The organism is Enterobacter sp. RHBSTW-00175, assembly GCF_013927005.1.
Classification (GTDB): Bacteria; Pseudomonadota; Gammaproteobacteria; order Enterobacterales; family Enterobacteriaceae; genus Enterobacter.
In genome coordinates this window covers 1,372,307-1,385,129 of sequence record NZ_CP055930.1, presented here as the reverse complement: position 1 = coordinate 1,385,129, position 12,823 = coordinate 1,372,307, and the positions used below count along the sequence as shown (strand labels likewise).

8 protein-coding genes are annotated in these 12,823 nt (G+C 45.4%); 3 read left to right on the top strand and 5 right to left on the bottom strand.

The features are described 5' to 3' along the window. Nucleotides 1-122: 122 nt before the first annotated feature. The 3 genes from HV107_RS06475 to HV107_RS06465 all read left to right on the top strand — a co-directional run bounded on the left by HV107_RS06475 (nt 123) and on the right by HV107_RS06465 (nt 2,663). On the top strand, nt 123-359 hold the full coding sequence (locus tag HV107_RS06475; RefSeq protein WP_182062530.1) for an AlpA family transcriptional regulator: 237 nt from the start codon (nt 123-125) through the stop codon (nt 357-359). A 134-nt stretch (nt 360-493) separates the two neighbouring features. Beyond that, nucleotides 494-1,909, top strand: a complete 1,416-nt coding sequence (locus HV107_RS06470) for a YfjI family protein (RefSeq protein ID WP_182062529.1) — start codon at nt 494-496, stop codon at nt 1,907-1,909. Between the two features lie 127 nt (nt 1,910-2,036). Beyond that, a complete protein-coding gene (locus HV107_RS06465; protein WP_182062528.1) occupies nt 2,037-2,663 on the top strand; it encodes an inovirus Gp2 family protein in 627 nt (208 codons plus the stop codon). 114 nt (nt 2,664-2,777) lie between these two features. Here HV107_RS06465 and brxL read toward each other — a convergent pair whose 3' ends face one another. The 5 genes from brxL to pglX are packed head-to-tail and all read right to left on the bottom strand — an operon-like array spanning nt 2,778 to nt 12,801. Continuing rightward, a complete protein-coding gene (gene brxL, locus HV107_RS06460) occupies nt 2,778-4,853 on the bottom strand; it encodes a protease Lon-related BREX system protein BrxL (RefSeq protein WP_182062527.1) in 2,076 nt (691 codons plus the stop codon). A gap of 10 nt (nt 4,854-4,863) precedes the next feature. Beyond that, nucleotides 4,864-7,461 carry a BREX-1 system phosphatase PglZ type A gene (gene pglZ / locus HV107_RS06455; protein ID WP_182062526.1) on the bottom strand — a complete coding sequence of 866 codons (2,598 nt, stop codon included), beginning with the start codon at nt 7,459-7,461 and terminating at the stop codon, nt 4,864-4,866. Further along, nucleotides 7,461-8,030, bottom strand: a complete 570-nt coding sequence (locus tag HV107_RS06450) for a hypothetical protein (protein ID WP_182063471.1) — start codon at nt 8,028-8,030, stop codon at nt 7,461-7,463. The genes pglZ and HV107_RS06450 overlap by 1 nt, the downstream gene beginning before the upstream one ends. Further along, entirely contained in the window at nt 8,024-9,145 is a 1,122-nt protein-coding gene (locus tag HV107_RS06445; RefSeq protein WP_182062525.1) for an AAA family ATPase, read from the bottom strand. The genes HV107_RS06450 and HV107_RS06445 overlap by 7 nt, the downstream gene beginning before the upstream one ends. Further along, on the bottom strand, nt 9,145-12,801 hold the full coding sequence (pglX, locus tag HV107_RS06440; RefSeq protein WP_182062524.1) for a BREX-1 system adenine-specific DNA-methyltransferase PglX: 3,657 nt from the start codon (nt 12,799-12,801) through the stop codon (nt 9,145-9,147). Before pglX ends, HV107_RS06445 begins: the two co-directional genes overlap by 1 nt. Nucleotides 12,802-12,823: the final 22 nt, after the last annotated feature.

Below are 12,823 nucleotides of genomic sequence, written 5' to 3'. Positions count from 1 at the left end.
AGGATGAGAGTGTTGTTTTCCTGTTGTCCTCGATACCTTATTAAGGTCTTAATAAGGTATCTGTTCCTTTCACATCCTCGGAAACTGAGACATGCTGCTTTCACTGAAACGAAGGAGGCAACATGAAAACAACATTCAACTATCCAACACCACAAGAACGTTTACAGGTCTTGCGCAACTATGGCGAACCCCATGATCGCCTCGTACGTGAAAAAGAGCGTCAGTACATCACATCGGTATCTCGTTCAACAGCATGGAAACTGGAGCAAGTCGGTCAATTTCCGTTGCGTAAGTCTATTGGGTTGAAGTCCTGTGGCTGGCTGTTAAGCGACCTTCTGTGCTGGATCAGTAAACGTTAGCATTGGGAGTTTTTTTACATTTATTGTTTTGTTTTTTCCTGAATGACCCGTGTTCATTCTGCTATTTCTGCCATTAATAGCGGAATAGCAACTTGTGCGGAATTTTTTAACATAAATTCTATTAGAGGTGTTGTATGTTTAACGATCGTCCTTTCCCTGTAGACGCGTTTCCTAAAATTATAAGAAACGCAATCTATGAAGTTGAACAGCATACGCAGGCTCCACAAGGTTTGATTGCTGCTTCTGTTCTAGGAGTAATTTCTCTTGCCTGTCAGAACCGTATTGATGTTTGCCGATTGAATAATCTACGTAGCCCGGTATCACTTTTCTTGCTGACACTGGCAGAATCCGGCGAACGGAAAAGCACAGTTGATAAACTGCTAATGAAGCCATTATATCAACTGGAGGAAAATTTATTTGAAAAATATACTCATGATCTTACCATTTGGAAAAATGATGAAGCAATTTTTAATATTGAAAAAAAAGCACTGATGTTAAAACTTAAATCAGATATTCAACGCAACAAAGATTATTTTGCAACAAATGAAAAGCTTAAAGATCTACTACAGTCGCCACCGAAAGCACCGGTGAGATTCAAATTGATATTTAATGATGCTACGCCTGCAGCTATTAAAGATCACCTCTGTGGGTACTGGCGATCTGTCGGTATTATGTCTGATGAAGCTGGTGCTATTTTTAACGGTTATACGCTTAACGAACTACCCTTCATCAACAAAATGTGGGATGGTGCAACGTTTTCCGTGGAAAGGAAAAGCGAGCCGGAGAAATTAATCAGAAATGCCAGACTAACGTTAGCATTGATGGTTCAGCCTGATGTGTTTAAAGGTTATCTGCAACGTAAAGGTGAAGCAGCTAAAGGGATCGGATTCTTCGCTCGGTGTTTGATATGTCAGCCTGATTCAACGCAAGGTTCCAGAAAAATTTCTAGCCCCGTTGTTTCAAGCGAACATTTGCCAGTTTTCCATCAACGTCTGATGGAAATAGTTAACGATAATATTACCTTAGATAATAAAAATGATCGTCTTTGCCTACGATTCTCTCTAGAAGCAGAAAATCGCTGGATAGAATTTTATAACAAGGTCGAGTCAGATATGGGATTTTTCGGCTCCTTATCAAATTGTAAAGATTATGCCTCTAAGGTCGCAGAAAATATGGCCAGAGTGGCCTCTCTGCTGCATTATTTTAATGGCAACGATGGAGATATACCTCTTTCTGCAATCGAAGATGCTGTGAAGATAACTACCTGGTATGTGAATGAATACATCCATTTATTTTCTAAGCCTAATGAATTCACGCTCGCAATCACGGAAGGGGATGAACTTTATTGGTGGATAAAGAACCATTGTAATCGCCATGTTGTACCTTACATTACTAAAAATACTATACTCCAATATGGTCCCAATAAATTTAGAAATCGCAGTAAAGCAAATGAATTACTCAACATGCTACAATCTCAAAATAAAATACTTATAGGGAAAAGAGGAAAAACCACATTGATAGCCATAGCTAATTTGAAGCCCGCGATTTGATACTGAGCAAATATTATAATTCAGGAGTAAAAATAAATACTGAGCCCAGTTCAGATAATGGTTTATTGTCATGATAGGTAATATATCTCAGAACCATTATCCGCTCTATTATTAAACAGGATACTGTATGACATACGATAGTGAGTTTGGTTCACATGTAACCCTGTATAAGAATAGGATTAAACAGGTCATTGATGAATCACTGAATGAGCATCCTAATACAATGATTATACGTGTTGATTTACATGACCCAATAGATACGGAAAATCTGGATAACCCATTCTTTCAACCCAGAGTAGACTCTGGTGCAATATCTCGTTTTACCAGTGCATTAAAAGCAAAGCTTGAACACCATAAGCACTTTAAAACTAAAAGGAAAGACTGGCCAGATGATAGACACTCCACCTTACGTTACGCATGGGCCAGGGAATATACCAAAAATGGAAAAAGGCATTACCATCTGATACTGTGTTTCAATCAGGAGGCTTATTATCATCTGGGTGATTACGACTTGAACCGTAACACGCTACGCACAATGATAACAACAGCCTGGTACAGTGCGCTCGGTATTCCGATAGATGACTCTGGGACGTTAGTTAATTACCCATCAAATGGGAAATATCTCCTCAATCGTAAAAGAGACAACTTTGAGCAAACTTATAACGAGTTAATGAATAGGGTAGATTATATGACTAAGGTCCGAACAAAAATCTTCGGTGATGGAGACCGAAATTTCGGTTGTAGTCGAGGTTGATTTATTTTTTATAGACATAGCCTTTGTTATGGATGGAAAGGCTATGTCTGTTGTTTGATGCCTCAATTATCTCACGGGTATGTTACAAGCATAACGGACTATTGCATAACCATCTTAGTTGACACCTAATGCTTTATAAACAGCATCCACCGGATCAGCGTAAAAACTCACCTGGAACTTGGTAAACAATTCAGTCGGCACTGTTGGGATATCCATAGCTGAAGCCATAGGGAGCAATACTCGTTTCGCGCCGCTGTCGAATGCTACTTGCAAGCATGCAGCTAAATCCTGGACAGGATTAGTCACCCCTCCCAATGTCATACCGCCCAGAATCACCATCTGTTCCTGTACTGGCTTTGCCAGCAGGACCGAGCAAAAGGCAATCAATGCTGCCAGGCTGGTCGTCGTACTGGGACCCGTGCTATGCAGTTCCACGACATGAAGATGGTATTCGTGCTCAGAGAATTTTGCCGCGGCGCTGATACGGCTGAGATTACCTTTGAAGTAATCGAAACCAACACGAATGGATTCTTTCGCTGCCGTGTTTGAGCCTAGCCCTGATACCGCATGTTTTCCGTTTCCGGCAGTCATTTGGGTTTCGAACCGATAAAGTCCAGTCATGCCAGAATCGGCTTGCGTAACCAGATGCACGACTCCAGGCTTTGGCATTCCTGCCGGGATCAATTCGCTCCCGCCTTGTTCTGGCACACTGACGAAAAACTCTTCCAGGCTGTCGTTGTCGATATAACTGAAGTTCACATCAAAAAACTCAAGACCACCAAGTTTCTTAAGCTGTTCTTTCACACGACGACGAACCTCTAATGCATAGGTGAGGCACACGCGTACATCTTCTTTTTCATAAGCGCCATTGGGATGCATTAACTTTAGAAGGCCGGAAACAGTGCGGCGAACTGCAATGACGTCACGTTGGTTAAGGTTATTACCAAGCTTGAAAAACTTATCGATCGCGTCAGAGAAACTGCGCTTACGCATTTCACGCATATATTCCGCGAGATAATCGGTAATTAAACCGTAGCGGTTAGTGAAAAACTCCGGGCGCATTTTGGGTATTTCCCAGCCGGGAATATAGGCGTGGAAGCGATCAAAAAATGCCGTATCGATCATCGCCGCCGGAAACGGTGCCAGCAGATGGCTGGTTTTCACCAGCGTATCCACGCTCTGATTGATGTTGCCGACGAAAACCATGGAGGCTTTACCTTCAATGGAATCACGTCCGCGAGAGAACGAACCTGATGCCATATAGTCCTTCATGATCTGCACGCCGTCTTTGTCTTTGAACGTAATTCCTGCCACTTCATCAAACGCCACTACGTCCCACATGCCGACCAAACCAATCTGGCGGCTGGCCATGTTGTAGAACAGGTTGGCTACCGTAGTTTGCCCACCAGAAACCAGCAATGAATTTGGTGAGCATTCCTTGTAGACGTGGCTTTTACCGGTGCCGCGAGGTCCAAGCTCACAAACGTTATAGTTATTCTCTACAAACGGGATCATTCGAGCAATGAGATGCCATTTGGTGCGCTGTTCAATATTGGCTGGTTCCATTCCCACAGAGCGTAATAACACATCAATCCACTGGTCGCGGTCGAACTGCTTACGAGCCTCAAACACTTCATCCATGTCCATGTTTGGCATTTGAATAGGTTTCAAAGTGAACAACGAGAAAGGTGATGTTTTTTGCCCTTCCTCATAAAAGTAGTTCACGGTGATCATGCACCAGATGCCACCTGTTAGTAGTTTCTCGTTATCTTTCACCATCTGTGAAGGTACCAAGGCATCCTTAATGCCGAGGTTAGATAATTGGGCTTCGTAAACGTCTTTCTTTTGGTTTAACTTTACCGTGACCTTATCGATAATTTTGTAGGAACCACGCTCACGGATCAGCGATTTTACTTTTTCTGCCTCATCGGGGCGGACATAGTTATCAGAAAGAATACGTTTAACCGATTGAAGCCCTTGCTCGACAACCTCATTGTCATCGGATGCACAGTACATACCGAGTAAATACTCCAGCACATAGACAGGAACATTCGCCCCTTCTTTAAGTTGTTTAGTCAGGTCTTTACGCACCACGCGACCACGAAAGTGCTGATTCAGTAATGAATCTAGGTCCTGAGACTGAGCAGAGGCCATTTCCATGCTAGTCGTCGAGTTATCCTGATGTTGCATAACGCCTCACTTAAAAGAAGTCATCCTGGAAAGCCAGGTCGATTGTAATGGGATAGCGGCCATACTCTGTGGCGCTGTCCGCATTCTCCAGGATGAGCACATATTTGTTTTTACGGTTAAATGCTGAACCAATAAGTTTCATCGTCACATCGCGGGTGCGTTTGCCCATGTCGTCATTGTCACTGTCGAAGCAAACTGTTTCCGTTCCGGATACCACCTGTTTATTTTCATCAACGATAAAGATATTCAGCGTGCGCGGCTCATTGAGGTCGTCCACCGCCGTAGTCTGGATGAAGCCGATTTTATCAATACTGTTAACCAGTTTTATTACGTGGTCCCGTGCAACAACTGACACTGGTTGGCGCTGTGGCTGTTTCTCTGCTGCTTTTTTCTCAAGCGCGCGAATCTTCAAGACGGGAACACACACTTCCTGCAACATGGCACCGCCATGAACGAAACGCGCTCCTCCTACAAAGTGGAAACGCTGTACGCCTTTTGGCAACAGGAATTCACTTTCATCGCTTGCGCCTGCGGTATCTGCCAGTTTGCCGTGCCAGCAAAATTCACTTTCAGGCAGCTGATGCCCAATAATGAATCGCTTATTCGCTTCAATCGTATTTACTGCTTTACTCTCCAGCTTCGTTTTATCTTGCTCCACAAGCGCCTGTTGTTGGAAAAGGAACCCATGATCGGCAGTGACAAAAATTCGGCTGGCGTTAAATCGGTTACGTAAACGTGAGACCAGATCTTTTAGCTCAGTGATGGCACTTCGGCAGGCCTCAAACGTTTTATCTTCTGTTGCAGCCTTATCACCAATGGCATCAATAGTGTCGTGCCAGATATAAACCACGGAGGCGTTGCGGATTTGATCGTTCACTTCCTGGTTGTTGGCGTTCTGCAAATCCTTCGCTTTAAGTGCAACACCATTTACCTTTGTCAGGATAGCGGCGCGTTTTTCAAACCCCGAGGTAGACATCCCATCGGCATACACTACGCCGGAATTGTCAGGCTGATAACTCAACGACTCATGAGGTAACAATGCCGCCATACCTAGCTGTGTGTAGCTTGGCAACACTCCCGTCTGAGAGCGCAGTTCGGCACTGAAGTGCTTCTCATGATTGATGTGTCGACCCAGTTCTTCTGCTACCTCGTAGCGCAACGCATCTGAAATCACGACAAAAACACGTTTCACCTGCGAAGTGTCAAATTGCCGTTTCACATTCTCTTTATAGAAATTACGCTGCAATGGCACGCCGCTAATTTGCCAGGTCTGCATGCGATTTTCCGCTTCCAGCAGTTTGTTCCATCCACGGCTCAGCTCTGCCAGATACCAATTGCTGTAAAGCTCTTCAATGAATTTATCCAGCTCATGGAGGATCATCGCCCCTTTACTGTGCACCGGTGCGGCATATTCATTGAACAAACGGTAGGTCTGATCGAAGCGATAAATTTCGTCGCAGTAGGCTTTCCAGAACGCGCCAGTATCAGGGAAATTAAACCCGTCGGTGTAACGGTTACGCAAATTCAGCAAACGCTCGGCCTGGCGGATAGCATTCCAGATGGATAGATACACTGGCTGCGTCTGGCTCCAGTATTTCGCACTACGCTCTGATACCAGTGCTTTAAACGCGTCCCTGTCCAGGGTCGTGCTTTCTTCTTGTAGTTGAGTTACCAGGCCACGGATAATCAATTGCTCGATAGCTTCGAAAGTGTCACATTTTGCCAGCGCATACGGCGAGCTGTAGTTGTAATGCTCTTTCGGTTGCAGTGTTTGCTGGAGATCGGCTGCGCAGTAATCATATTCCGCTTTATAGCGACGATCGTTTCGCCATGCCCCCATAAAGGCCAGGGCAGAGGCACGACCTGCGGCAGTAGTCAGCACATTTTTACTTAACCACTCACGATGAGAGTCATCACCTTGTGCCCAAAGATCGGTACAGAACAGTTTCAGCAGTAGGTTTTCAAGCGTTGGTGCTTCTGCCTGGTAGCCCAGTTCAAGACTAAGGACTTCCCAGAGGACCTTATCCAGCCCCAGCTTTTTCAGCACGGCAAAAGTATTTTCCAGGACACTATCATCCTGCTGACTTGCGGCAACAAATTGCTGGATGAGAGCAAACAGGATCTCTTTGGTTTCAAAGGTGCTGGCTCCGGCAACCACTGCCAGCATCTTTTTATCGAGGGATTTTTCTGTCTCGCGTTCGGTAACCCAGCCTTTAAGTAACTGGGTACGTTTGACGGTAAAGAAGGCTTTGCGAAGCTGAACATGTTCACGTAACCCTAGTTGTGGGATGCCCAATGAGTTCAGTGTGATCGAGGCATAATCAGCGTGGAATTCGGTGCTATAGAGGCGGATATCCAGTAGCCAGTCCTGCTCGCGGGCGGGGACTTCGCTGGTGAAATAAAGTAGAAATTTCTGTGCTGGCTCGTCGATTTCGATTCTTTTTTTGGTGGCGAGCACAGAAACGCCGCGCATATCCAGCAGCGTGACATTGTCGAGACCCAGCTCAATGAGCGAATCGATGAAGCGTAGTTCCGGGTCGTGCCAGAAGACGATGCGATTGTCGGTAAACTTCTGACGAAGCCCGGATTCCAGTTCTTTAAATTGCATTATTGATTCTCAAACCATTCGACCAGTTCACGGGCGCTAGGGCAAGAAGGGTGGCGAGCCGAACTCTGAATATCAAAACCGTGATGTGTAACCATCCTTTTAGCAAATGCGGTTTTAGAACTTCCTGGCCCTCGTTTTCTTAGTTGCCGTGAGACTTCTTTTAAGCGATCCCATGGCATTTCGGCTGTAGCTTCAGGCTGCTCTTCATTAAATTCGTCTACCTTAAGCCATTTTTTCATTGCCTCTGAATCGGCAAGAAACCAAGCCTCAACCGCTTTGACTGCGATAAACGAGACATCAACATCTTGATGAGCAATTCGTGCCTGCACATCAGCAATCGAAGCGGCATCTTCCAGATCGGTGAGAATACAGAACCGTTCTGCGCCGATATTTCTGAGCCTTTCAACGAAGTTCTCAACATACTTCGGCAACAGGTTACCACCGCCTTTGGCATCAATGACGGGGGTCACCAGTTCAAAATTATTAGCACGTAAAAATGAAATGAATGCTGGCGAATTGACGATAATTGACTCGGTATCGCCTTCTACAATGAATCCTATTTTTACCATGGCAGACCACCATCGAACATGTTCATCAGCCACGCGGTATCCAATGGGATTTTCTTCTTATCAATGCCAGCTTCCAAAGCATGTTTCAGTTTGGTTTTCCCTTCTTGCTTACTCACAAACCACAATTCATCCGGTTCCAGGTTGCGAACAACAGATTCACTATGGGTGGTAATAATAATCGGATGATCCATAGTGGCGTTATCACGCATCAATTGCACAAGTTCCCCGATGGCTTTTGGGTGAATGCCTCGTTCGGGTTCTTCAATGATGGTCATCCCCGTGTGCTGAGCTCGACTCAGTATGGCCGTCATGATGCACAAGGTATAAATAGTGCCATCGGAGATCAAATGTGCTGGAAAACGCGCTTTAGTTCCGTGTTCTTTGAAAGTCAGTACTGTTGAACCATCCAATTTTTGTTTTTCGGTCGATACATTTTCCATACCTGGAACAATGAGTTCCATCCACTCCAGTATTTGCTCTTTAAAGTCGCTATTCGATTCGAGAGCAGAGAGCACAGAGGCAATGTTACGGCCATGACTGTCCAGAAATGTCGCGTCGGTTTTGGCGCTATCGGGCTCTTTAGCTCGTAGCGGATCGATGCGAAAAACAACAATATTGGTTAAAAAAGCATACAATTCACTTTTGCCCAGCAACATTAGCGCTGTCATATCCGACGAATAATTAGGGATATAAGTAGCTGGTGTTTCCTCATCATCGCTTAGGCGAATCATAAGATTATCTGGGTGCTTACGATCAATATGAATATCTCCATCAATGACCAATTTTTCAGTGACTGATGGTTTTTTATCCATGTTCTTGATCGTCAAGTCATAGGTAAATTGCTTTCCCTCCAGCTCAATCTCAAGGTGCAGCGAAGCGGTAGTCCGGTTTTCCTTGCGTAGTTTGTAGCAATGAATCTGCTGAAAACCACCAAAATCACGAATAGCCTGAGTCGCGCCGGTTTTGACCACAGCACCAAAAAAAGCCAGAGCATCAGTAATGTTACTTTTTCCCGCGCCGTTGGACCCGGCAAAAGTAATGAACGGTGGGCTTTCCACAAGGGAAAGCTCCGCGATGCTCTTGTAGCCTTTAATAATCAGGGGATGTTGATCCATTATGCCTCCAGTGGAGCACTGCCGGTGATTGCCTTCACATCTGCCAGCAGGTCGCCAAATTTGCCGTAGTTAACCTTAACGCCGTCATCCAGATCAATAGTGATACGTCTATCAGCATAATGGCGCAAGCGATCGTCAAAGTTGCGTAGCTCGTTGAATTTTTTGCTCAGCCCATCCAGTTCTTTTTTCAGGCGTGTGGTGGCAGCGCCGGATTCAGCATTCTTAAGCTGATCGTTAACCAGATCGATATTGCCCTGGTAGCGCGCCAGCAGTGGCACCACATATTCGGTACGCATACGCGACAGCGTGGCGTCATTATAACGGTGCAGGTAGACCAAGCACTCAAACGCTTTTTCTTTACCAGAACTGAACAGCCAGTAAATCGGGCGTTTCTTGTACATCTTCATATGATCTTTCCAGAACTGAGTGGAAAGATAGCGACGGATGGTATCCAGCGAAGATTCGCCTTTTTTCGGCTTGATTGCGTATAAACAGAGGCTTTCGGCGATGAAATCGAGGTTTTCCTGCAGATGCTCTTCACCCCAGACGGTGCGGACGAACTCTTTAATGCGGGCAGTGACGTCGTCGTCAAACCAGTCGGTATCCATGAGTGGTAGGATGCCGTCTTCATCGGCAGGGAAAGTTTGATAGGCACCTTCTCCTACGAGAGCAGCAAAGCCTTTGTTGGCTTCGTGGGCGTAGACCAAGCCTTCGCGATCGAGTGAGTAGCGACCCATTTGGCAGCCAATGATATAACTAAGTAAATCAGAAATAATATCAGAGCGTTGTCGCTTGTAGTGCTCATCTGAATTGTTTAACCCTTTATAATAGTAGCATGTATTACTTATCAAAGTAATTTCATTGATATTAGGGGTTGGGCTAATTTCATTGTTTAACCCATACTCATTTATTATTATTGAGTTATTTTCGGACTCTAATTGAATGGTGGATTCTTTATCTGACTCGAATTCCATTAAGAGGGATTTTAAATTATCTTCTACTCCCCCTTGTTTTGTAATTAGAGGGTTTTTGCTATAGTTCCATGAAATCTCCTGCCTATCCCAATCTTTCTTGGAAATTTCAGTTAATTTTTTATAGTTTTCGTTAAAAAAATCACGTTGCTCATAGAGCTCTTTGGTAATAGGAACTCTGCGAATATCGCCACTTTGATATGACATCGTAGGGTTGAGAAGGTGTAAAATATAACTCCCCCCTTTCGAATTTAAAGTACAGGCTATTAACCCAATTAAATTTTTGTCAGGAAATGCCGAGGTGCCTTTGATGTCGAATATCGACCCAGATTCAGTATGTCGGCAAGTAAAGTCCCCAGTGGCAACATCTGACCATGTGATGCCCTCTTTGAAATAGTAATTTTTTCCACGAAAGCTAGTCATTCCATTTTGAATAATTTCTCTTCCGCCAAATTGCCAGTTAACAATTAACGTTTGCAGTCCATACCATTTTCTGTATCCACCACCTTTGTTATAGGGAAACCACTTATTGCTAGATTTCTCCGCAGATTCTCTATCCTTAAAATCAAATCTTATACTATTTATACTAACCTCAAACCATTGACGTAAAAATCTCTCATTGTCTGTTGTCATCATGCCAATACGAGGAGGGGCTAAATCATCAATGATTTTAAAATTAGAAAATGCATTATGTAATTTGGGTCCGACCCAATATGCCAGCGGTATTCCTGGTATTTTTTTTAAATCATTTTGTTCAGTAGTGTCAAATCGATGTTTTTTACCTCGTAAATTATTATTTTTTTGCTCTTCACCCCCGTCAGTTAAACGGAAAAAAGCTGGCCTGTAACGTTCAGTGCGATTGTTGCTTATCACCCAAGCAGTCGTTTGCACAACCTCCCCCGAGATTTGCCCAAACGCCCGAGCCCCTAAATGTGCCATCGTAATAAAGGTCTTATTATCCAGCAACCAGCCACGAAGCGCTTCATAGCTAGAAAGGAACATCCACGATTGCATATTCACTTGCGCATTGAAACCATTCTCTTTGAGTAAAGAAAATGCATGTTGCATAAACATCGCAAACAAATCCGACTTGCTGTCCGGGAATTGCTTTTTAGCAAACTCTTTCAGCTCGCCATTCATCCCTTTCCCGCCCATATACGGCGGGTTCGCCACCACCGCATCGTAACGCTGCGCCAAAATCCACGCCTGCTGAATATACGGAATCAGCTCCGCCGCCGCTTCTTTCTGCTGAATATCACCTTCAACAGCCAGGCGATACAACCCATCCAGAAACGCTTTCAACGCCGCTTCATCTTCATGTGGAACCTGAATCAGCGATCCCAGCGTTTTTGCGCTGGTGAACAGTGCCAACGTACGCATCAGCAGCTTATATTCCGCACTGCCAGTATTGGCCAGCGTAGTCCCTTCAGCGAACATGTCCCCCATGCTGCCGCACTGCGCCTGCTGGTGGTAGTTCAGCTTGGTCCACAGCTCAGCTATATCCAGCTTACTTTCCTGCAGGGAAACAATATTCAGACGCACACTACGGCCCAGAATGCGGCGATCATCCTGGCGGGCCAGCATCAGCAGTGCAAAACCAGACAGCTGTGCGGCACGGTCGTCAATGTCCAGGCCGAAGATATTATTTTCCAGAATCAGCTGTGGGATATTACGGGTACGGTAGCCGCGCTCTTCGTAAATCGCCTTCAGTACGTTATAGGCTTCGGTCAGGATATGCCCGGAACCACAGGCCGGATCCAGTACCTTGATGCTTTCTGGTTCAATGCTGGATGGGGTGATTGTTGCCAGCTGCGCCTGCACTTCTGGCGTTTGTTCCGCTGGCTCGATGTAGTACGGCATTTTGCCTTTGAGCTCTGAATTCGGATAGGTTTGCAGCCACTGGCGACCCACAGAGTTCTGCACCAGATACTGCACAATCCAGTTCGGGGTAAACAGCTGGGTGGCGGCGGGAATATCTTCGCTCTTCACTACCTTGCCGATCACGTCGTCTTTCTTCTCTGAGATGTAGAACTGATACAGCCAGCCGATCACTTCGACCTGCGCCCAGTCTTCTTCAGGAATGGTGTCTACAAGCCCACGCAAAATGGAGTCGGTTCGGGTCAGGTTATCCGGCAGCACCAGTTCGATATCATCGTTGACGGCTTCGAACAGGAAAGGCATAGCACCCTGAAGGGTATGGCATTGCGCAAGCAGCAATTCACGATACAGCTCTTCGTCACGATCGCCCGCCAGTTTCATTTCCACCAAGCGCGATTTGTCTAGCTCCAGAGAATCCGCCACTTCTGGCACATGATCCAGCACCTCAAAACCGCCTTCCAACGTCGGATGAGACAGCATACGGAATCCGTGATCCAGATAACCATGCAACTCCATATAGCGGATGGCACAGAAGCGGTTAAACCAGGTGTAAGCGATGTGCTCTACCAGAACTTCGTAGCCCTGCTTTTCTGCGCGTTTAACCAGACGTTCACGACGCGCAGTTAGTGATTTTTCCAGCGTGAACTGACCGTATCGCACGCTGTCGCCAAGATCTGTCGCCTGCGAAATTTGCAGCTTGCCTTTTTTATCGGCTTCAATGCCCAGCGTGGTCAGTTTCTGCATGACCGCATCGCGGAACTGTTTACGTGCCACCGGGGCGTATTTTTTGATATTTGACGTATTCATGTGAAGTCCTGAATAGGGCAGA

Coding starts and splice junctions, on each gene's coding strand:
- HV107_RS06475 (WP_182062530.1), top strand. CDS start 123: ATGAAAACAACATTCAACTATCCAACACCACAAGAACGTTTACAGGTC.
- HV107_RS06470 (WP_182062529.1), top strand. CDS start 494: ATGTTTAACGATCGTCCTTTCCCTGTAGACGCGTTTCCTAAAATTATA.
- HV107_RS06465 (WP_182062528.1), top strand. CDS start 2,037: ATGACATACGATAGTGAGTTTGGTTCACATGTAACCCTGTATAAGAAT.
- brxL (WP_182062527.1), bottom strand. CDS start 4,853: ATGCAACATCAGGATAACTCGACGACTAGCATGGAAATGGCCTCTGCT.
- pglZ (WP_182062526.1), bottom strand. CDS start 7,461: ATGCAATTTAAAGAACTGGAATCCGGGCTTCGTCAGAAGTTTACCGAC.
- HV107_RS06450 (WP_182063471.1), bottom strand. CDS start 8,030: ATGGTAAAAATAGGATTCATTGTAGAAGGCGATACCGAGTCAATTATC.
- HV107_RS06445 (WP_182062525.1), bottom strand. CDS start 9,145: ATGGATCAACATCCCCTGATTATTAAAGGCTACAAGAGCATCGCGGAG.
- pglX (WP_182062524.1), bottom strand. CDS start 12,801: ATGAATACGTCAAATATCAAAAAATACGCCCCGGTGGCACGTAAACAG.